21 protein-coding genes are annotated in these 20656 nt (G+C 72.5%); 14 read left to right on the forward strand and 7 right to left on the reverse strand.

Annotated elements, in window-relative coordinates:
- Positions 1-30: 30 nt before the first annotated feature.
- The 6 genes from ABZT47_RS35865 (at position 31) to ABZT47_RS35890 (ending at position 3666) form a co-directional block, all read left to right on the forward strand.
- Positions 31-360, forward strand: a complete 330-nt coding sequence (locus ABZT47_RS35865; protein WP_354852414.1) for a thioredoxin family protein — start codon at positions 31-33, stop codon at positions 358-360.
- A 32-nt stretch (positions 361-392) separates the two neighbouring features.
- Positions 393-476: a putative leader peptide gene (locus ABZT47_RS35870; protein ID WP_352231756.1), complete on the forward strand. Its 84-nt coding sequence runs from the start codon at positions 393-395 to the stop codon at positions 474-476.
- Positions 477-562: 86 nt separating this feature from the next.
- Positions 563-973: a DUF4395 domain-containing protein gene (locus ABZT47_RS35875; RefSeq protein ID WP_354852268.1), complete on the forward strand. Its 411-nt coding sequence runs from the start codon at positions 563-565 to the stop codon at positions 971-973.
- Positions 974-988: 15 nt separating this feature from the next.
- Positions 989-1828, forward strand: coding sequence for a sulfurtransferase (locus ABZT47_RS35880; RefSeq protein ID WP_354852270.1), 840 nt, complete (start codon positions 989-991; stop codon positions 1826-1828).
- On the forward strand, positions 1825-2127 hold the full coding sequence (locus ABZT47_RS35885) for a DUF1416 domain-containing protein (RefSeq protein WP_354852272.1): 303 nt from the start codon (positions 1825-1827) through the stop codon (positions 2125-2127). The genes ABZT47_RS35880 and ABZT47_RS35885 overlap by 4 nt, the downstream gene beginning before the upstream one ends.
- Before the next feature lie 201 nt (positions 2128-2328).
- The gene (locus ABZT47_RS35890; RefSeq protein WP_354852274.1) at positions 2329-3666 is read left to right on the forward strand and encodes a hypothetical protein; all 1338 of its coding nucleotides are present in this window, start codon (positions 2329-2331) and stop codon (positions 3664-3666) included.
- Here the strand turns inward: ABZT47_RS35890 and ABZT47_RS35895 are convergent.
- From ABZT47_RS35895 to ABZT47_RS35905, 3 genes are read right to left on the reverse strand one after another with little or no spacing between them, the layout of a single operon-like run.
- Positions 3611-4561 carry a hypothetical protein gene (locus ABZT47_RS35895; protein WP_354852276.1) on the reverse strand — a complete coding sequence of 317 codons (951 nt, stop codon included), beginning with the start codon at positions 4559-4561 and terminating at the stop codon, positions 3611-3613. The genes ABZT47_RS35890 and ABZT47_RS35895 overlap by 56 nt on opposite strands.
- The gene (locus tag ABZT47_RS35900; protein WP_354852278.1) at positions 4558-5223 is read right to left on the reverse strand and encodes a hypothetical protein; all 666 of its coding nucleotides are present in this window, start codon (positions 5221-5223) and stop codon (positions 4558-4560) included. Before ABZT47_RS35900 ends, ABZT47_RS35895 begins: the two co-directional genes overlap by 4 nt.
- Positions 5223-5948: a hypothetical protein gene (locus tag ABZT47_RS35905; protein ID WP_354852280.1), complete on the reverse strand. Its 726-nt coding sequence runs from the start codon at positions 5946-5948 to the stop codon at positions 5223-5225. The genes ABZT47_RS35900 and ABZT47_RS35905 overlap by 1 nt, the downstream gene beginning before the upstream one ends.
- Before the next feature lie 229 nt (positions 5949-6177).
- Here ABZT47_RS35905 and ABZT47_RS35910 point away from each other — a divergent pair, with 229 nt between their 5' ends.
- Positions 6178-7533, forward strand: a complete 1356-nt coding sequence (locus ABZT47_RS35910; RefSeq protein WP_354852282.1) for a hypothetical protein — start codon at positions 6178-6180, stop codon at positions 7531-7533.
- Here ABZT47_RS35910 and ABZT47_RS35915 read toward each other — a convergent pair.
- From ABZT47_RS35915 to ABZT47_RS35925, 3 genes are read right to left on the reverse strand one after another with little or no spacing between them, the layout of a single operon-like run.
- Positions 7500-8636 (reverse strand): hypothetical protein, encoded by a 1137-nt coding sequence (locus ABZT47_RS35915; protein WP_354852284.1) that lies wholly within the window; start codon positions 8634-8636, stop codon positions 7500-7502. The two genes, ABZT47_RS35910 and ABZT47_RS35915, sit on opposite strands and share 34 nt — an antisense overlap.
- Positions 8633-9379, reverse strand: a complete 747-nt coding sequence (locus ABZT47_RS35920; protein WP_354852285.1) for a hypothetical protein — start codon at positions 9377-9379, stop codon at positions 8633-8635. The genes ABZT47_RS35915 and ABZT47_RS35920 overlap by 4 nt, the downstream gene beginning before the upstream one ends.
- On the reverse strand, positions 9379-10047 hold the full coding sequence (locus tag ABZT47_RS35925) for a hypothetical protein (protein WP_354852286.1): 669 nt from the start codon (positions 10045-10047) through the stop codon (positions 9379-9381). Before ABZT47_RS35925 ends, ABZT47_RS35920 begins: the two co-directional genes overlap by 1 nt.
- A gap of 204 nt (positions 10048-10251) precedes the next feature.
- Here ABZT47_RS35925 and ABZT47_RS35930 point away from each other — a divergent pair, with 204 nt between their 5' ends.
- The 4 genes from ABZT47_RS35930 to ABZT47_RS35945 all read left to right on the forward strand — a co-directional run bounded on the left by ABZT47_RS35930 (position 10252) and on the right by ABZT47_RS35945 (position 17381).
- On the forward strand, positions 10252-12195 hold the full coding sequence (locus ABZT47_RS35930) for a hypothetical protein (RefSeq protein ID WP_354852287.1): 1944 nt from the start codon (positions 10252-10254) through the stop codon (positions 12193-12195).
- Positions 12196-12288: 93 nt separating this feature from the next.
- Complete coding sequence (locus ABZT47_RS35935; protein ID WP_354852289.1) at positions 12289-15372, forward strand: ATP-binding protein; 3084 nt, start codon at positions 12289-12291, stop codon at positions 15370-15372.
- A gap of 76 nt (positions 15373-15448) precedes the next feature.
- The gene (locus tag ABZT47_RS35940; protein ID WP_354852291.1) at positions 15449-16678 is read left to right on the forward strand and encodes a MurT ligase domain-containing protein; all 1230 of its coding nucleotides are present in this window, start codon (positions 15449-15451) and stop codon (positions 16676-16678) included.
- Positions 16668-17381, forward strand: a complete 714-nt coding sequence (locus ABZT47_RS35945) for a glutamine amidotransferase (protein WP_354852292.1) — start codon at positions 16668-16670, stop codon at positions 17379-17381. The genes ABZT47_RS35940 and ABZT47_RS35945 overlap by 11 nt, the downstream gene beginning before the upstream one ends.
- An 11-nt stretch (positions 17382-17392) precedes the next feature.
- Here ABZT47_RS35945 and ABZT47_RS35950 read toward each other — a convergent pair whose 3' ends face one another.
- Complete coding sequence (locus ABZT47_RS35950) at positions 17393-17755, reverse strand: DsrE family protein (protein ID WP_354852294.1); 363 nt, start codon at positions 17753-17755, stop codon at positions 17393-17395.
- Positions 17756-17855: 100 nt separating this feature from the next.
- On the opposite strand from ABZT47_RS35950, the gene ABZT47_RS35955 reads away from it, so the two are divergent.
- From ABZT47_RS35955 to ABZT47_RS35965, 3 genes are all read left to right on the forward strand, one after another.
- Positions 17856-18344, forward strand: a complete 489-nt coding sequence (locus ABZT47_RS35955; RefSeq protein ID WP_354852295.1) for an FABP family protein — start codon at positions 17856-17858, stop codon at positions 18342-18344.
- Between the two features lie 415 nt (positions 18345-18759).
- On the forward strand, positions 18760-19173 hold the full coding sequence (locus ABZT47_RS35960; protein WP_354852296.1) for a Fur family transcriptional regulator: 414 nt from the start codon (positions 18760-18762) through the stop codon (positions 19171-19173).
- 38 nt (positions 19174-19211) lie between these two features.
- Positions 19212-20276, forward strand: a complete 1065-nt coding sequence (locus tag ABZT47_RS35965) for a folate-binding protein (protein ID WP_354852298.1) — start codon at positions 19212-19214, stop codon at positions 20274-20276.
- Positions 20277-20656 lie beyond the last annotated feature (380 nt).

Consider the following 20656-nt stretch of genomic DNA (forward strand, 5'->3'; position numbering starts at 1 on the left):
GGTGGCGCGGTGCGCGCCGTGAGGAGCGACATGGACGTGGTGGCGGCGGGTGACCTCGGCGCCGAGCTGGGCGAACGCGCCACGCTCGTGCAGTTCTCCAGCGCCTTCTGCCAGCCCTGCCGGGCCACCCGGCGCGTGCTGTCGGAGGTCTGCGGCATGGTGCCCGGGGTGCGGCACGTCGAGATCGACGCCGAGTCCCGGCTGGACCTGGTGCGCCGGTTCGACGTCATGCGCACCCCCACGGTGCTCGTCCTCGATCACGAGGGCAGGGTGGTCAAGAAGGCGTCGGGTCAACCCCGCAAGGTGGACGTGATCGCCGCCCTCGGTTTCACCGCGTCTCATGAAACGGACGCGACGTGACAGATGGCGAGACGGCGAGTACTGTCGTGCACATGACACCCACGACAGAGCTGCTGACGAAGCGGCGCGCGGTTGATTTCTGCCGCGTCGCCACCGCGCTCTGTCGCATGGCCTGAGGGCGATCTCGCGGCCTTCCGCCGCACCGATCTGAACAGTGCCCGATCTTAGCGTCTCCGGCACGATCCTTCAGGAGCGTCTCGCCATGCAGGTGGATCCCAGAAGCACGCGGTTCTCCGCGGCCGTCACGACGGTCGTTCTGGCTCTGGTCCTGCTCACGGGCAACGCGTGGCTGCTGCTGGTCCAGGGCCTGCTGTTCGCTCTCGGTCTGGCCGGGGTGTCGCCGTACGGGCTGATCTTCAGACGGTTGGTGCGGCCGAGGCTCGGTCCGCCGGCGGAGATGGAAGATGCCGCCCCGCCCCGCTTCGCGCAAGGGGTCGGGCTGGTCTTCGCGCTCGCCGCGCTGGCCGGGTTCGCCGCGCAGGTCCCGGCGCTCGCGCTCGGCGCGACCGCCGCGGCGCTGCTCGCCGCCTTCCTCAACGCCGCCTTCGGCTTCTGTCTGGGCTGCGAAATGTACTTGATCATCCGCCGTCTAATGCCCGCCGCAACCCGATAAACGGGAGGTTCCCTAATGAGCCGCTCCGCCGTACTGGTGGACGCCGACTGGGTCGAGGCCAACCTCGACACTCCTGGCGTCGTGCTCGTCGAAGTCGACGAGGACGCCAGCGCCTATGACAAGGGCCACATCCGTGGCGCCGTGAAGATCGACTGGAAGAACGACCTGCAGGACCCGGTCCGCCGCGACTTCGTGGACCGTGAGGGCTTCCAGGCCCTTCTGTCGGCTCGCGGCATCGGCAACGACGACACCGTGGTCCTCTACGGTGGCAACAACAACTGGTTCGCCGCGTACGCCTATTGGTACTTCAAGCTCTACGGTCACCAGAACGTCCGCCTGCTCGACGGCGGCCGCAAGAAGTGGGAGCTGGACTCCCGCGAGCTGGTCAAGGACGTGCCCGCGCGTCCCGCGACGCAGTACACCGCCCAGGACCAGGACCTCACGCTGCGCGCCTTCCGCGACGACGTCGTCGCCGCGATCGGCAAGCTCAACCTGGTCGACGTGCGCTCGCCCGACGAGTTCACCGGCAAGCTCCTGGCTCCGGCCCACCTGCCGCAGGAGGCCGCGCAGCGAGGTGGCCACATCCCGACCGCGCGCAACATCCCGTGGTCAAAGGCGGCCAACGACGACGGCACCTTCCGCTCCGACGACGAGCTGCGCACGCTCTACGGCGAGGCCGGCGTCGACTTCGACAAGGACACCATCGCCTACTGCCGCATCGGTGAGCGCTCCGCGCACACCTGGTTCGTGCTGCACGAGATCCTCGGGCAGCCGAACGTGAAGAACTACGACGGTTCGTGGACCGAGTACGGCTCGCTCGTGGGCGTGCCGATCGAGCTAGGGGAGGCCCGATGACCACCGTCCAGGGGTGCGCCGCACCCGAACAGACCATCGCGCTGCCGGCGGGCATCGACCTGTCGACGCAGGCCGTCATCCAGGGTGTGGTCACCGGCACGGGCACCGCGTACGCCCGCCTGCTGGACCACTCCGGCGAGTTCACCGGTGAGGTGGTCGTGTCCGACGAGGGCGTCTTCCGCTTCTTCGCCGCTCCCGGCTCCTGGACCGTCCGCATCATCGCGGGCGGCGGCGTCACCAAGGACATCGCGGTGGAGGCCCGCCTCGGCGAGGTCTCCCAGCTCCAGGTCACCGTCTGACACTCGCGCTCCGCGCATCCAGGGCCGGCGTTCCCCGCGAGGGGGCGCCGGCCCTCGCGGGTTCCAGGGGGTGTGCGCGGGGCGTCGGCGCCGCGGCGGGCTTCGCGGGGTCGCCGGGCGCGTCCTCCCGGGGCATGGCGCTGGCGGTGAAACGGGCGATGCCGCTGCGGCGAATGGGGCCGCGTCGATAGGATGCACCGGATGTCCGAATCCATCCGTACTCCGTCGGTCTGGTCCCTCCCGCTGCACGCGCTGCGGCTGGCGGGGCGGTGCGTTCTGCCGCTGGTCATGTGGTACTCGGCCGGGCAGCTCGTGCGGTTCGGGCTGATGGTCGGCGGCACCGAGCTCGGCCACGGCTCGATGAAGGACCTGCGGTACGCGCTGACCATGCTGGTGTTCATCGTCATGGTCATGGCGGGCCTGGTGGTCAGCGTGGGCATGTTCTCCTCGCTGCGCGGCGCGCTGTGGGAGATGCGGGCCAGGCGGGCCGACGGGGACCAGGACGAGGGGTTCGTCTCCACCCAGAGCAGGGTGATCATCCCGTTCGTCGCGCTGTACCTGGCGTGGGGATGGCATCTGGACGACGTCCGCGACTACCTGTCCATGGACATCCTGCGCCAGAGCGACGACAAGGGGGCCCTGGGCGCCTTCTACGACCTGGCGACCGGGGAGCAGCCGGACACCGCGCGGATCTTGATCGGCCTGAACTTCACCGCCACGCTGGTGATCATGGCCGTGGCCTTCCTCGCCCGTTACTTCTTCACCCTCTGGTACGAGCGCGACCAGGCCCGCACGGCGGCGCTCGCGGTGGCCTTCTGCGAGCTGTCCTTCTTCTACTACGGCGCGCAGGTCGTCGCCTCCCGGGGCGAGGTGGTGGGCGGCTGGCTGGGCAGCCGGGTGGCCGCGTCCTGGATGGGGAATCTTTTCGACGGGTTGCAGGTGCACATTCCGGGCCTGGCCGCGCTCGGCGAACTCCTGGACGCCGTCAAGCCGTACGCGTGGGACGCGCTGGTGCTGCCCGCCGCGTGGCTGACGGTCGCGATCCTGATGTACGGCGCCTACGCCGAAGACGCCCGTGGGGTGATCAGGGGCACCCGGCTGGAGGGCGTGGCCACCCAGGCGGGCACCATGCTCACCGCGCGCACGCACTCGCTGACCCGCCGCACCCTGGTGCGACTCTTCGGCCGGTGGGCCGACTGGGTGCCGCTGATGAACACCCTGCGCCTGACGATCCGAGGTGGCGCGCCGTTGTTCGGGTACTTCGCCCTGTGCTTCGTCGGGCTGCGCGTGGGGGCGGACTACGCCTCGCGCGGCATCGTGTACCTGCTCGGCAGCGACCATCCGATGCTCTACCTGAATGTGCTGCTCGTGCCGGTGGACTTCGCCGTCGACCTGGTGGTCACCGTTCTGACGATCTGCCTGCTGGCCGCGACGTTCGACATCGCCGCCGGCGCCGAGCGTCGCCGCCGGGCCGTCGCCGGCGTCAGCGGGCGAAGCGCAGAGCGGGCCCCCACTCCCGCTCTCCAACATACGAGTTAGGCCACAGCAGCAGCTCGACCTGGCCGGCCACGTCCTTCGGGACCGAGCTGATCAGGGTGAAGCGGCCGGGCACGCCCGGGGTCAGCCGCTCGGGAGCCTTCCACGACAGCGCCATCCAGGTGCGGCCCGCCGCGTCTCCCGTGTAGTAGTACGGCGGCGTGGTGGTGAAGCGGGTGCCGTCCTGGTTCAGCGCGGTGCCTTCGAGGTCGATCTGCAGCATGACGGTGCCGGGCGCGAGGTTGTCCGGCTGCTGCGCCATGGGCGCGATCTTGAGCAGCCGCCAGCGGGCGTCGGCCAGGTCGGCCGCCTGGCCGGAGGCGACGTGGCGCACCTGGGCCGCGGGGTTGTCCCGTTCGAACCGGGTCAGCTCGTCGTATCCCTTGACGCCGAGGAGGGCGGCCGTGAGCGCGACGGCGCCGAGAAGCTGCAGGCCGATCTTGGCCGGCCTCGGCATCCGGCGGCGGCCCGAGGGCGCGGCCGCGGAGGCGGCGCGATCGGCGGGCGGCGGCGCGGTGGGCGCGGGCGGCGCGGCGGACGGAGAGGACGAGAGGGACATCGGGGGCGCGGGGGCCGGGGCGGACGCGGCGCGCTCCGCCGAGGCTTCACCAGGGAACGGCGACGCGGCGGGGCCGGGGGACGGTGATGCGGCGGGGGCGGGGGACGGTGACGCGGCGGGGACCGGGGGCGGCGGCGGCCAGGTCCGGCGGCCGGGAGCCTGTCCGTCCTGCACGGCCGGCATCGGAACCGTCGAGGACCCGCGCGGCTCCTCCTGCTCCGGCGCGGGCGGGGGCCAGACCCGGGCGTCGGGCCGGGGCAGGCGCGGGGCGGGGGTGAACCACGACGGCTCGGCGGCGGGCGGCCGCCACACGCCGGTGTCGTTGGGATTCTGGCTCATATGCCGCTCACCTCGTAGCCGTCCTTGGCGGCGCTCATCGCCTCGCGGGCCTTCGCCTCGTCCAGGCCGAGGTCCATGGAGACCTCGGGGATGTACTGGTCGCCGTACAGGGAGTTGACCGGCTCGGACACCACCACGCGGGCGCCGGCGACCTCGTCGGGCGGGATCTCGAAGAAGCACAGCCCCGAGCGCCACCATCCCGGCTGGATCCACTTGGCGGTGATCGTCGCGTTCTCGTCCACCTTGTCGGTGGCCGCGAAGCGCAGGCCGCCCGCCGTGACCAGGTGGGGGACGAGCTTGGTCGGCCGGCGCGGCGAGGTGGCGCCGACCTTGACGACCAGGAAGATCTGGTCGGTCGTCGCCTCGTCGGTGCTGTAGGCCTTCTTCACCCGGATCGAACGGGCGAACTCGATGCGTTCCAGCCGGGCGGAGAAGTGGTCGGTCCGCAGTTCCTCGCGCATGCCGCCCGACACGGTGAGCGGGGCGGTCTTGTCGTTGACGGTCATCACGTAGGTCTGCGCGTACACCGCGCCGATCGCCAGGGCGACGCCGGCCACGGCGGAGACGATCACGCGCCAGGCGGGCCGTCGCGGAGGCGGCGGCTGCGTGGGGGACGGCGACGCCGACGCCGGATGGGGTACGAAGTCGGACGAGACGGCCATCACGAGGTCTCCACTCGGACCGGGAGATCGACCTGGGCGGCCACCACGGGCGGAATGCGGGTCTTCGGCTCCGCCAGGCCGAGCCGCGGGGCGTCCGTGCCGGACGGCGAGGAGGCCTGCGTCGCGCTCGCCGCGGGCGACGGCGTCTCCGCGGTGTCCTGGAAGATCTGCGACCACTCGCGCCGCCGGCTGAAGAAGTCCTCGTGCAACTCGAAGGCGCCCAGGTCGATGCTCAGCCTCTTGGGCATGGGCCGGCCCGGCTCCAGCTCGAACGACATGATCACGGTCGTGGGCACGCCCGGATGCAGTTGCGCGTACGAGTGCCCCTGGGAGATGGACCTGATGTAGGGGCCGAGGTCGCCGGGCTTCGGCTTGATCGTGGTCGAGTCGGCGCGCACGGTGGGAAGCGCGTGGTCCATCTCCTGCGCCTGGATGGTGCGGTCGGTCTCGTTGGTGACCTTGAGGACGATCTGGAGGTAGCGCTTGCCGGGGACGCCCATCTCGAACTTGCCGCCGGAGCGCACCACGGCGTCCTGGACGACCGTGAGCATCTTCCCCTGGTTGATTTCGGCGCCCTTGCCCAGCTTCTCGACGGAGGTGTCAGGCGCCTGCGCCAGCCCGCCGAGCGCGGCGCTCACTCCCACGGTCGCGGCCGCCAGGACGGCGACGGCCGGGATGAGCACCGGCCGTCTGCGTCGGGCGCCGCGAGGAGGGGTGGACGTCATGGCACAGGATGGTAGTCGCTACGTGATCCCCATCCGTCTCCTTAGTCTCATAGATACACACCAGACACCTGTAGAGGGCCACATAAGCCGCAAATCCCCGGAGGGTGACCGGGCCGCCACCGCACGCGTTCGGCGAGGCCGGGCGACACGCGGCTCCGGCACGTCGTTCTGACACCGCATTATGGCGATGCCCTGCGAGGGTTGTGGCGCCGTGGATACCATGCCCAGGATGTCCGATTCGTTGACCTTGGGGGCTGGGTCACGGCCCGTGTCCGACGCCGTCCGCTGGTGGCGGCGCTCGCCGTACGGGCTGCCACTGCACGCGCTGGCGCTGTGGGCGCGGTGCCTGGTGCCGATGACGCTGTGGTTCGGCGCCGGCGAGCTGGGCCGGTTCGGCCTGCTGGTGGCCGGGTCGGAGTTCTCCCACGGCTCCCACCGCGAGTGGCGCCTGGCCGGCACCATGTTCCTGTTCGTCGTCATGGTCATGCTCGGCATGATCGTGACCGTCGGCATGCTGCACACCGTCCGCGGGGCGCTGACCGAGACCGCCGCCAGGCGCGCCGAGGGGCAGGCGGACGAGCCGCTGTTCACCGCGCTCGGCCGGGCGATCATCGCCTACGTCGCCATCTACCTCGCCTGGGGGTGGCAGGTCGCCGACTGGCGCCAGTTCGCCGACGCGGACATGGAGCGTTACGCCAAGCAGTACGACGATTTCGTGGCCGCGGAGCTCTCGGGCGCCCTCGGCACGACCGGCGGCGCCCAACCGGCGAAGCCCGTGCCGCCCGACGCCGGCACCAACCTCCTGCTCGACATCAAGATCGCACTGATCTTCACCGGCGTGGCGATCGTGGTGCGTTACATCCTGGCGGCCCTGCACGAGCGCCGGGGCGGGTCGCGGCTCGCCTTCGGCGTCGCCTTCTCCGAGCTGGCCTACACCTTCTACGGAGCGGCCCTGGTGGTGGCGCTGGTCGGCGAGCGGTCGCAGTGGCTGGGCCGGCGCGTCGTGGTGTCCTGGTGGAACGAGCACTGGGCCGCGCTGGAGCGGGCGGTGCCCGGCTGGCGCGCCGCGATGGAGTGGCTCGCCGGAATCCGCCCGGACCTCGGCGGCGCGATCCTCACCCCCCTCATCCTGCTGACCCTGGCCGTCCTGGTGTACGGCGCGTACGCGGAGAGCGGGCGGGAGGCGGTCAGGGGCACCCCGCTGGAGGAGGCCGCCACCCGCGCGGGACGGCGCGCCCACCGGATCACCCGGCGCGGCGCAGGCCTGGTCGCGGTGCGGGCCGGGCTGGACCGGTGGCCGCCCGTGCTGCACGCGCTGCGCCTCACGCTGCGGGGCGGCGCGCCGCTGTTCACGCTCATGTGCCTGTGCTACGTGCTGCTCGCCGTGGCCATGGACTACGCCGAACGCGGCGCGTACTACCTGATCGGCACGGCGCACCGGCAGCTCGACTGGGAGGTCTACCAGATCCCGGTGCACTTCGCCCGCGGGCTGGTCTTCACCACGCTGACGCTGTGCCTGTTCGCCGCCACCTTCGACATCGCGGCGACCCGTCAGCGGGCGAAGCGCAGCGCCTCGGTGTCGTAGTTCAGCACGAACTCGGCGGTGTCGCGCAGCCGTTCGGGCACGACCGCCACCACCTTCATGCGCACAGGCCGCCCGACCTTGAGATCGTCGCGGATCAGCGTCTGCTCGGCCTGGGCGAGCCACCTGTGCCCGGCCCGGTCACGCATGCTGAAGTCCGGCGGGAAGGACTTCTGGATCTCCGCGGCCGAGGTGGGCGTCACCAGCACGTCCGCCACCAGGGACGCCGTGCCCGCGTCCTGGCCGGAGGCCGGAGGGCCGGAGGTCACGCTGACCTGCCAGCTCACGCCGTGCAGGGTGGCCTCTTGGCCGTGCCCCACCTCCTTGGCGGTCTCGGGCCTGTACCGCTCGGCCACCCACGCCGACTTGTCCCACCACTGCACGCCCACGGTGGCCGCGGCCAGCGCCGCCGCCGCGACGAGCAGGCCGGCGCCCCGCGCCGCCCGGACGAGCCGGCCGCGCTCCTGGCGGGCGGAACGTGTGCTGCCGCGAGGGACCGCCGCCGTCTCCGGCGCGGCCTCCGGCGCGCCGGCCGCGGGGATGACCGGCGCGGGGTCCACCGGCCCGGTGGCGGTCCCCGAGTAGCCGAGTGCCGAGGCGGGTACGGCGCCCGCCGTGCTCGGCCTCGATGCCGGTGTGGCGCCGGCCGTGCTCGGCCCCGCACCTGGCGTGGCGAAAGCCGCGTTCGGCCCCGCTCCTGGCGTGGCGCCCGCCGTGCTCAGCCCTACGCCTGGCGTGCTCAGCCCTACGCCTGGCGTGCCCGGCGCCGCCGCCGGTGTGGCGTCCGCGGTGCCCGGTCCCGCTCCTGGCGCGGCCCCCGCCGGATTGGGGGTGCTCCCGCCCGGATGCTGCGGTGCTTCGCCTGGACGCGGTTTCTTGCCCGGATGCGGCGCCTTCCCCGGCGTGCGGCGCGGGAGCGGCGACGGAGGCGGGTCGTCCGGCGAGACCACCGGGATCGGGAAGGTGGTGGGGAACGCCTCCCAGGAGCCGGTCGAGGTGACCGCGCTCTCTCCCGGCGGCGGGCTGTTGCGCGGGTTCGGCGCGAAGGCGTCGAACGGCTCCTCCTCCGGCTCGGGCTCCGGGCCGCGCCCGCGGGGCCGGCTCACAGCCGCGCCATCAGTCGCACCGATTCGGCCATCTCGGAGATCAGGCGCCGCGTCGCGGCGTCGTCGGCGGTGAGGGACAGGGAGACCTCCGGGAGGAGCTGGTCGTACCGGCCGGGGTAGATGTCGTCGTTGATGCCGTTGGAGGAGGGCGCGGTGACCATGATGGACGCCCCGGGCAGCGCCTCCTTCGGCACCTCGAAGACGTAGTCGAGCTCGGACCACCAGCCGTGCTGGATGGGGTGGTCGGCGCGCCGGTAGATGCCGTAGACCCGGTCGCTGACGGCGTAGTCCAGCCCGTCGCGGGTGTGCAGCCAGGCCTCCTTCAGCCACAGCGGGTCGCCGGCGGAGGTGGCCTGGACCGTGGCGACCACGAACACGTCGCCGGTGCCCACGCGCCCGGTCTCCTTGATCACCTGCGCCCCGGTCTCCGGATCGTTCGACGGGGTGGCCAGCCTGATCGTCCGGGTGACGGCGACGCGTTCCAGCCGCATGCCGAACCGCCCGTTCGCGGCCACCGCGCCGGCGGCCGCGTGCGTGGTCAGCGGGGCGTCCAGGTCGTCCTTGTCCATGACGTACGTGTGCGCGTACACGGCCCCGGCGGCGATGGCCAGCGCGACCGTCCCGTTGGCCAGGCGCCGCCCCGCCCGCCGGGCGCGCGACGCGGCGGGGGCCGGTTCGGCGGCGCGGCGCCCGGTCCGGTGGTCGGTGCCGTCCGGGGGCGGCGCGACGGCCGGCCGGACCATCACGCCTCCTCGCGCACGGGGACGGTGACCCGCGCGGCGACCACGGGCTTGAGATCGTCGCCGGTCACCAGTTGGGCCCGGTGGCGTCCGGTGAAGGCGTCCTCGTGGTTCTCGTAGCGGCCGAGCTCGACGGTCAGCGAGCCGGGGAAGGCGGGGGGTCGCTCGTCGGCGCCGACGTTCGAGTGGAACCGCATGACCACCAGAGAGGTCCGCTTCGGGGGAAGTGTCCTTCCGGGCAGCCCCTCGCCGGGGATCGAGTCGCCGAACCGCCACTTACCGACGTCCCGGCCGCCCTGGGGGCTTTTCAGCGGGTCGCCCTCGGGCGGCGCGATGAGCAGCAGCGACTCGTCGAGGGCCTCCAGCGGCACGCTGCTGCGGGCGTCGTTGTAGACCCGCAGGCTGAGCTCCAGTACCCGCTCCTTCGGTGCGCCGGGAGCGTCCGTGCCGGTGGGCGCCGACCGCACGACCGCGTTCTCGATCTTCGTGCGGAACAGGTGCTGGTCGACCTCCTCGCCCGCCCCGCGCCGCGGGGGCTGCTCGGCGGGGGCCTCGCGCAGCCCGCCGAGGGCCGCGGTGGCGCCGAGGCCGGCGGCGGCGAGCAGGACCACGGCCGGCACCAGCATCGGGCGTCGACGACGGCGGCCGCGACGAACGGGGGACGACGTCATGCCACACGATCGTAATCGCTCCCTCTGTCCCGTCCGCCTCGTTCGTACCAATGTGTAGGGGCAGAGGGCAGATATCTGGTCCGAATGGCGAGAACCGTGCCCGAATGCGGGCCCCACCTCTTACGCTGTCACAGTCGGAGAGCGGACCACGAGAGCGCCGGCGAGCTTTCCGGCAGGCACGACCCTTGATCAGGTGGAGGTCCGGTGGCGGACGTGCACCCCGAGCATGCGCAGCTGCAGGCTGACCGGATCTACCTCGGCTGGCAGTACGCGATGCTGTTCCCCGACCCCGGCCCGCCTCCCAGGCGCCCCTCGCCGGCCGAGGCCCCCGCCGAGCCCGCCGCCGTCGACCCCACCTGGGTCCGCAGGGAACGCCTCCAGGAAGACCTGCTCAACCGCCCCGTGAAGATCGTCGGTGTCTTCATGTCGCTGCTGGCGGTGCTCATCCTCGCCCTCGGCCTCACCGAGATCATGGGCTGGCCGTTCGTCGTCATCGGGCTGGTCGCCACCGGCGGCATCGCCGCCATCTGCGGGTACGCCGTCCACCAGGGCGAGCGCGCCCTGCGCTCACGCATCCGCGAGCAGGAGACGCGGGCGGGCAAGCAGCGCGAGCAGCGCGAACACGAGTTGTTCCTGGCCCAGGAGGAGCACGCCGCCCGCTACCGCGAGTGGGCCGCCAAGAAGGAGCAGTACGACAAGCAGCTCACCTGGTACGCCGTCGCCGTGCCCGACGAGATCGACCGCATCGACGTGGCCGGCGGCACCCTGCCCGGCTGGTCGGCGCTGATCACCCTGCTCGGCGCCACCCGCCTCTACAGCGGCGGCCACCTCACCGTGCTCGACCTGTCCGAGGGCGCCATCGCCAAGGACCTCATCGAGCTGGCCAGGCGCGGCGGCGACGACCCGCTGGTGTGGGTGCTGCCCACCGACCTGCCCCGGCTCGACCTCGGCGCCACGCTGCCGCCCGAGGCCTTCGCCGACGTGCTCGCCCACGTCGTCAGCGTCAGCGAGGAGCACCGCACCACCCGCGACCTGAGCTTCGACAACGCGATCCTCGAACGGGTGCTGGAGGTGCTGGGCGAGAACGCCACGATCAACCAGGTCACCGCCGCGCTGCGCGCCCTGGCCCAAGTGGGCGACCCGCGCGACGACCTGCGGTTCGGCCTGCTCACCGCCACCCAGCTCGAACGCATCGGCACCCTGTTCGGCCGCGGCGTCACCGACCGGGTGGTCATCGAGCGCGCCTGGGCCCTTGAGTCCCAGCTCCGCAAGCTCGAGACGCTCGGCTCCGAGGCGGTGCGGCTGCCGCCGGCGCGCCTGCGCGTGGTCTCCATGGACCGCCAGGCCGGCGTGTTCGGCAACCGCGTGCTCGGCACCTACGTCGCCACGGCGCTGACCCACATCCTGCGCCAGTCCCCGGCCTCCGAGCGGCCCTGGTACCACACGATCATCGTCGCGGGCGCGGACAAGCTGCGCGGGGACGTGCTCGACCGGCTGATGGACGCCTGCGAGACCTCGCAGACCGGCCTGGTGCTCACCTACCGCGCGCTCACCCCGACGGTCAGGGAGCGCCTGGGCCGCGGCCACGCCGCCGTCGCGTTCATGCGGCTCGGCAACGCCGAGGACGCCCGCGTGGCCAGCGAGCACATGGGCACCGAGCACCGTCTGGAGCTGGCGCAGCTCACCGAGACCATCGGCACCAGCGTGGACGGCCTGAACGGCTCCTACACCTCGACGGTCGGCGACGGGGCCGGCCGGGCCGGGCCCGAGGGGGAGGACAAGGCCGAGGGGGACCTCAAGGAAGGCATCACCGAGTCCACCGAGTGGGGCCGCAGGGCCAGCAAGGCGATGGGGGAGGAGCGCGTGCTGCACCGCAGCCGCGAGTTCCTGGTCGAGCCGCACCAGCTCCAGCAGCTCCCCACCACCTCGGTGATCGTCACCCACGCGACGGCCGAGGGACGCCAGGTGCGGCTCGCCGACGCCAACCCGGCCATCCTCACCTTCCCCAAGACCACTCTGGGGGAGTTCGAGGAGGTCCGCCGGGTCATGCTCACCCCCGCAGAACCCGAAGGCGAGCCCGAACCCGACCCGTTCCCGCCCAACCTCGGCCCCCCGCCGGAGCGGCTCGACTGGCGGAGAGGCCAGTGATCCGCGCCCGGACGGGAGGAGAAGGCATTGAAGAGGTAATCCCCTGGCAAACGCCGGTGGCGATAAGGATCCGAGCTTGATATGCAGGCAAGCGTGTCCTCCGCAGCGCCTAGCGCGCCGTTCCCGCTGAGTGGTCCGTGGTATCGCATCCAGGCGATCACCGCCCCCTCGCGTAGCTCGTCGGCAGAGTGGGACTTCGTCACCGTCCTGCCCGCCGTGCTCTCCGCCGCCCAGCGCAACCGGCCGTTCGTCATCGGCTGGCTGTCGCGCGGGTCGGGCGCGCCGCTCGAACTCATCACCAACGCCGGGCCGCTCACCCCGCCGCGCCCGCCGCGCCGCGCGTCCAGCGCCACCGTGGAGGAGCCGCCGCACGGCCCCCAGCCGCTGCTGTTCCCCGGCGGCGCGCGGGGCGTCGAGATCGGCGACGACTGGCTCGCCGACCTGGCCGACCTCGCCTGGACGCCCTGCCCCGGCCGCCAGGCGCCGCCGCTCAACGGCCGCAGGGAGCCCGGCCCCGACGACCTGCTGCGTCCCACCCTGTTCGAGTCCACGCTGGTCACGCTCATGTCGCGCCCGTTCGCCTGGCTGGTGGTGGCCGAGCCCACCGACCTGCTCGACGCCGAGGTGGCCCACCTGCGCACCCAGCTCAATGTGCTGCGCCAGTACGGCGACGCCTCCGAGCGCAGCCGGTTCGACGCCGAGCGCGCCGAGCGGCGCATGCAGGAGCTGGACGCCTTCCGCGAGGCCGGGCTGTGGAACGTCCGCGTGCTGGCCGGGGCGGCGGGGCCGGACGAGCTGCGCCAGATCGCCCCGGTGCTCGTCGGGTCGGTCGAGATGAGCCACCACCCTTACCGGCTGCGCAGCGCCCTGTCGCTGCCCATCCTGGCCGGGTTCGGCCGCTCCACCTCCGGTGAGCCGCTGTACGGGTTCGCCGAGGCGCTCGGGGTCACTCTGCAGGACCCGGCCGACGGCGCGGCGGCGCCGTTCGCCGCCACCGCCGGGGCGCTGGCCGCGCTGGCCGGGCTGCCCCGCCGCGAGGTGCCGGGCGTGCGCGTGCTGGACGCCGGGTTCTTCGACGTCACCAGCGAGGCCGACGTGCGCAACACCGGCGAGCCGGTGCTCGACCTGGGCGCCATCATCGACGGCCAGGACCGCGCGGTCGGCTCGTTCCGGGTGCCGCTCGCCACGCTCAACCGGCACGCCTTCGTCACCGGGGCCACCGGCTCGGGCAAGTCGCAGACCGTCCGCCACCTGCTGGAGCAGCTCACCGAGGCCGGCATCCCGTGGCTGGCCATCGAGCCCGCCAAGTCCGAGTACGCGGCCATGGCGGGCCGGGTCGAGCGCCTGTCCCCGCTGACCGTGATCAACCCCTCGGCGCCCGACAACGTGCCGTTCAGCGTCAACCCGCTGGCCCCCGAGCCCGGCTATCCGGTGCAGGCGCACATCGACATGGTCCGCGCGCTGTTCATGGCGGCCTTCGACGCCGAGGAGCCCTTCCCGCAGATCATGTCGCTGGCCTTGCAGCGGGTCTACGAGGCCAACGGCTGGGACGTCGTCACCGGCGGCGGCATCCCCGGCGCCGCGGTCCAGCCGGCCGTGCCGACGCTGGAGCAGTTACAGGCGCAGGCGCTCGAGGTCATCCAGGAGATCGGGTACGGCAACGAGGTGCAGGCCGACGTCGAGGGCTTCATCAGCCTGCGGCTGCGCAGCCTGCGCGTCGGCTCCGCCGGCCGGTTCTTCGAGGGCGGCCACCCGGCCGACATCGGCGGCCTGCTGCAGCGCAACGTCGTGTTCGCGATCGAGGACGTCGCCAACGACGAGGACAAGGCGTTCCTCATGGGCACGTTGATCATCCGCATCGTCGAGCACCTGCGCATGCGCGCCCGCCAGGAGAAGTCCAAGGGGCTCCAGCACGTCATCGTGATCGAGGAGGCGCACCGGCTGCTGCGCGACCGCGGCTCCCAGCGCGCCAGCACCCACGCCGTCGAGCTGCTCGCCGGCATGCTCGCCGAGATCCGCGCCTACGGCGAGGGCATCGTGGTGGCCGAGCAGATCCCCACCAAGCTCATCGCCGACGTGGTCAAGAACACCGCGCTCAAGGTCGTGCACCGCCTGCCCGCCGAGGACGACCGCCGGCTGGTGGGCGCCGCGATCAACCTCAGCGAGGAGCAGTCGCGGCAGGTCGTCTCGCTCCAGCCCGGCATCGCCGCCGTCTTCGCCGACGGCATGGACCGCCCGCTGCGCATCCAGGTGCCGCTCGGCGAGGACCGCGAGCGCACCGTGCTCGGCCCCATCCCGCCGATCCGCGGCCGCCGTTCGGCCGCCTGCGGGCGCGAGTGCACCAGCGGCAAGGCGTGCACCCTGTTCGAGCTGCGCGAGGCCGACCTGCTCGCCGACGCCCCCGAATGGGCGTGGCTGCGCATCTGGACCGACACGGTGGTGCTCGCCTTCTGCACCAACCGGTCGCTGCCGGGCGTGCCGCGCGTCCTTCGCGAGATCTGGGCCGAGCTGCCGCCCCGGCGCCGCGAATGCCTGCTCGCGACGCTCGTCGAGCGCGCGGTGGCCCGGCGGGCCTGGTCGCTGCGCACCTTCTACGACCCGACGCTGCTCACGGTGAAGGCCGCCGAGGTGGCGGCCGGCCTGCTGGACCCCTCCCAGGACACCAAGCCCTCGTCAGGCGAGCGGCCGGGCGCGGCGTGGGTGATCCCGCAGGTGCGCTGGGTGCACGAGGTCGACCGGCTCTTCCCCTACGGCCGCCCGGCGCCCGACCTGCGCAGCCCCGCGCCCGCGATGGAGTACGCCCTGTTCGGCACCGACCCCACCGGCCGCCCGTACCCGCACCTCGGGGTGAACGGGGCGGCAGGGGCGGAGGCCATGGCCCGCGCCGAACTGCTCGGCCACCGCGCCAAGGCGCTGCGCCACCACCCGCTGTCCATGGAGATGGACCGTAACCGGGCGCTGGCCTGGCGGGTGCTGCTCGGCGACGACGAGCACGAGGGCGTCGGGCGCGACTTCGCCACCGTGGCCATCGGCGTCGAGCCCCGCGACCGGCTGCGGCACGTCGCCCAGACGATGGGCGCGGCCTGGCTGGAGACGGTCCTGTCCTGGCCGCGGCGCTTCGTCCTGCCGTTCGAGGGCGGCGCCGAGAACCGGGCCGAGCTGTCCTTCATGGACTGACCGGCGGCCCGCTCGAGAGGGGCGCTTTGGGTGCTCGTGAGGGACTCTTCGCGCGGGCGGCACTAGGATCTCGGGCATGACCCAGCTACCGCTGCGGGCTCAGCTCGCGAGTGCCCTCGGGCGTACGGCAGCGACCCTCTCCCGGGTCACCGGACGCGGCGACGGATCGGTGATCGGCGGGCGCGTCGGGCTGATCCTCGAGCCTGACCTGCTGCGCAAGCTGGCCGCCGACCGCAAGCTCGTGCTGGTCAGCGCCACCAACGGCAAGACCACCACCACCCGTCTGATCACCTCCGAGCTTCAGGAGCTCGGCGAGGTGGCCACCAACGCCTTCGGCGCGAACATGCCCGCCGGCCACGTGTCGGCGCTGTCGCAGTCCAAGCAGGCGCCGTTCGCCGTGCTGGAGGTCGACGAGAAGTACCTCCCCGAGGTGCTCGACACGACCGGCGCCAGCGTCGTCTGCCTGATGAACCTCAGCCGCGACCAGATGGACCGCGCGGCCGAGATCTGGCTGCTGGCCCAGAAATGGCGGCGCGCCCTGGCCGGCCAGGACGTCCACGTGGTCGCCAACTGTGACGACCCGCTGGTCACCTGGGGCGCCTCCACGGCCGCCCGGGTCACCTGGGTGTCGTGCGGGCAGCCCTGGAAGGAGGACTCCTGGTGCTGCCCCGAGTGCGGCGGCCCCCTCGACCGCAAGGGCGACGACTGGGCCTGCCGCGAGTGCACCTTCCGCCGCCCCGAGCCGGCGTGGGTGCTCGACGACGACGCGGTGATCGACCCGCGCCGGCAGCGCTGGGTGCTCGACCTGAGCCTGCCCGGCCGGGCCAACCGCGCCAACGCCGCCATCGCCCTGGCCGTCGCCGAACTGTTCGGCATGCCCGTCCAGCAGGCCCTGCCGCGGCTGCGCGAGGTGACCTCGGTCGCCGGGCGCTACACCATGGTCGAGCGCGACGGCCGCGCGATGCGGCTGCTGCTCGCCAAGAACCCCGCCGGGTGGCTGGAGGCCTTCGAGGTCTCCGACCCGGCCCTGCCGATCATCCTGTCGGTGAACGCCCAGGGCCCCGACGGCCGCGACACCTCGTGGCTGTGGGACGTCGACTACCGCATCCTCAGCGGCCGCCCGGTCTACGTGACCGGCGAACGCCGCCTGGACCTGGCGCTGCGCCTGGACGTCGCCGGGGTGCCCTTCCAGCTCTGCGAGAGCTTCGCCGAGGCCGTCACCCGGCAGGCGCCGGGCAGGGTGGACGTGATCGCCAACTACACAGCCTTCCAGCAGATCCGAGCGGAGTTCGGCCGTGCCCTCTGACAGCGCCCTGCGCATCGTGTGGATCTACCCCGACCTGCTGAGCACCTACGGCGACCAGGGCAACGTCCTGATCCTGGAGCAGCGGGCCCGCAAGCGGGGCATCCCCGTCGAGACCGTCTACGTCCGCTCCGCCGACCCGGTGCCCGACTCGGGGGACATCTACCTGATCGGCGGCGGGGAGGACCGTCCGCAGATCCTGGCCGCCGAGCGGCTGCGCCGCGACGGCGGCCTGCCCCGGGCGGTCGACCGGGGCGCGTCGCTGCTGGCCGTCTGCGCCGGCTACCAGATCATGGGGTCGGTGTTCGGCGGCGAGGAGGGCCAGCCGGTGGCGGGCATCGGCCTGCTGGACATCGAGAGCGCCCGCGGGCCGGCCCGCGCGGTGGGCGAGCTGGCGGCCGAGGTGGACACCGGGCTCGGCGGTCACATGCTGACCGGCTTCGAGAACCACATGGGCGTCACGCGCCTCGGCCCGGGCGTGCGTCCCCTGTCGCGCACGGTGGTCGGCACGGGCAACGGCGACGGCACCGAGGGCTGCCACGCGGGCAAGATCGTGGGCACCTATCTGCACGGCCCGGCGCTCGCGCGCAACCCCTGGCTGGCCGATGTGTTCCTGAGCTGGGCGGCCGGGCCGCTGGCGCCGATCGACGACGCCTGGTACGACCGCCTGCGCGACGAGCGCCTCAGGGCCGTCCTGCCCCGTTAGCGCGCCGGCGGTCAGTAGACGAGTGCCTGCGCGTCCTCGGCGAGGGCCTCCTCGACGAAGGTCGACGCGCCGGCGATGCGGACGCCCTCGATGAGGTCCTGCGGGCCGATGTCCCGGCGCGCCGCGCACTGCGTGCAGACGGTGACCTTCCCGCCGGCCAGCACGACGTCGAGCAGGTCGGCCAGGGGTGTCGCGTGCGGCAGGGCGAACTCCTTGGCCCGGCCGGGCAGGCCGTACCAGGCGGACTCGCCGGTCAGCCACAGCGAGACCGGCACGCCGCTCGCCACGGCCGCCGCCGCGACGGTGAACGCCTGGTTGCACCTCTCGGGGGCATCCGCGCCCGCCGTCACCTTTATCACCATTGATCGTGCCATGGCTCTGAGCCTATTCGCGGACACGGGCGCTTCACCAGGCGATTCCCGGTTCCGATGTCCTGGCACGGGCCCCGTGGGCGGGCATCTAGGCTCAGATGCCATGGACTCCCAGTCAATTCATCCGGACCTCGAGCCGATCGCCTTCCTGCTGGGCAGGTGGGAGGGGGCCGGGGTGGGCGGCTACCCGACGATCGAGAGCTTCCGCTTCGGCCAGGAGATCGTCTTCGAGCACAACGGCAAGCCGTTCCTGAGCTACCAGAGCAAGACGTGGCTGCTGGACGACGAGGGCGCCATGGTCAGGCCCCTGGCCACCGAGTCGGGGCACTGGCGCTCGCTGCCCGAGCGGCAGGTGGAGGTGCTGCTCTCGCACCCCACGGGCATCGTCGAGATCTACGTCGGCGAGGTCGTGTTCCACAAGATCGAGTTGCAGACCGACGTCGTGGCCCGCACGGCCACCGCCAAGGAGTACACCGCGGGACGCCGCCTCTACGGCCTGGTCAACGGCAACCTCATGTACGCCTACGACATGGCCGCCGTGGGCCGGCCGCTGACCTCGCACCTGTCGGCGGAGCTGAAGAAGGTCGGCTGAGACCCCTCCGGGCCCGCGCGGGCCCGGGCGGGGACGCCGTCGCGGCGGTGAGGACCTGGAGGAACGTGAAAACCCCGGGCGCGCTCCGCCTCCGAGGGAGACGGGCCGGCTGGACCATGGGAGGAGAAGACTCCCCCCGCCGGCTGCCCGGGGTTCCGGTGTCTGCTTGGATTCGCCGGACGTCGCCGGTGCCCGGGAGGGCACGACATCATCTGGACGAAGGTCCCGATGGGCGATGTCCTAGCGGACAGCCACCTCGCTAGCCCAATAATGACTAACCATTGTTTGGACCACCTCCCTTCTGCGTGCTTCGTACGCTATGCGAGCCTCCGGCGCGGGGGCAAGCGATTATTTACGGCGGGCCGCAACCGGTTACACCGGCGTTGCTTCCCTCCGCTGCTCGTAGACTCATTCCATGACCGGGACATGGCACGAGGAGTTGCGCGCGCGCGGATACCGGGTGACTCCGCAACGGCAGTTGGTGCTGGAGGCGGTGACCCGGCTCGGACACGCCACTCCTGAGGACATCTGCGGGCAGGTGCAGGAGACCGCGAGAGGCGTCAACATCTCCACCGTCTACCGCACGCTGGAACTGCTCGAAGAGCTGGGCATGGTCACCCACACCCATCTCGGCCACGGCGCGCCCACCTACCACCTGGCGAGCAAGGCCGACCACGTCCACCTGGTCTGCCGGGGGTGCGGCCAGATCACCGAGGTCCGTCCCGAGATGGTCGACGGCCTGGTGACCACGCTCAACGACCAGCTCGGCTTCGAGACCGACGTCCACCACCTGACCGTCTTCGGCCGCTGCCGCGACTGCCGGTCCTGAAGGTCCCCGCGACCTGCCCGGCGCAATAACCTTGGGGCATGCGTAGCCCTCTGCTTGACACGCCAGGCGCGGTCGCCGCCGAGTCTCCCGACCACGCCGTGGCCGCCCACTACGGCGAGCCGTACGCCGAGCAACGCGCGCTGGCCGAAGGGCGGGCCCTCGTCGACCGCGGCAACCGCGACGTCCTGCGGATCTCCGGCCCCGACCGGCTCGGCTGGATCAACAGCCTCACCTCGCAGAAGGTCGACACGCTCCCGCCGGGCACCCCGTCGCAGACGCTGTTCCTCGACCCGCAGGGCAGGCTGGAGCACCATCTCACCCTGGTCGACGACGGCGAGTCGCTCTGGGCCCACGTGGAGCCCGGCACCTCGGCCGCGCTCATCGCCTTCCTGCTGAAGATGCGGTTCATGATGCGCGTCGAGGTCGACGACCTGACCTCCGCGTACGCGGTCGTCACGGTCCGGGCCCCGGGCGCGGGAGACGAGGGCGCCGCCGTGTCCGCGCCCGAGGGGGCGATCGCCATCGGCGGCGACCTGCTGGTCCCGCGCGAACGGCTGGCCGGGCTCCCGGCCGAGCTCGGCCTGCGCCCGGCGGGCCTGTGGGCCTACGAGGCGCTGCGCGTCGAGGCGCACCTTCCCCGCGAGGGCTTCGAGACCGACCACAAGACGATCCCGCACGAGGTCGGCTGGATCGGCTCGGCCGTCCACCTGTCCAAGGGGTGCTACCGCGGGCAGGAGACCGTCGCACGGGTGCACAACCTCGGCCACCCGCCGCGCCGCCTGGTCTTCCTGCACCTGGACGGCAGCGTCGACACCCTGCCGCCGCACGGGGCGCCGGTGACGTTCGGCGTCGGCTCGCCGCGCGAGGCCGACCCGGAGGCCGCGGTGGAGGGCGCCGCCGAGCCGGGGCAGGTCGGCTTCGTCGGCACCGCCGTCCGCCACCACGAGCTCGGCCCCATCGCGCTGGCCGTGGTGAAGCGCACCGTGCCGGTGGACATCGCGCTGCTGGCCGGCGGGGTCGCCGCCACCCAGGAGGTCGTGGTGCCGCCGGACGCCGGGCGCAACGTCACCATCGACCCCGCTCTGCGCCGCCGCATCCGCTGAAGAGGTCCCGGTAGCAATAGAGAAATTTTCCACGAAGTCGCGTCTGACCTGCGGTAACGAAAGATCCCCCGGCTGACGTCTCCGTTCGGTCACCGCGGTGGGTCGGTGCCGGACCGGTTCGCCGTGCCGCTCGCGTTCAGGCGCGGTGACCGGCACCGATCACACCGGCCGGTTCGTCAAAGCCGCGCGCTTGTCGACGTTGCCGCGAGTGCCGACCCCGGCCGACGCCATGCGCGCCGTGGACCCGATGCCCCGGTCCGCAGTGAATCCGGGAATCGCCGCGGACCGGGGCATCGCAAGGTCAATGCTCTGAGCTGCTAAAACGCTCGCTACCGTTCGACTCCAGCCAGATGGTCCCAGCAATCCCTCTTGACGCGCAG

This window comes from Sphaerisporangium sp. NPDC005289, from assembly GCF_040607455.1.
Taxonomy (GTDB): domain Bacteria; phylum Actinomycetota; class Actinomycetes; order Streptosporangiales; family Streptosporangiaceae; genus Sphaerisporangium; species Sphaerisporangium rhizosphaerae.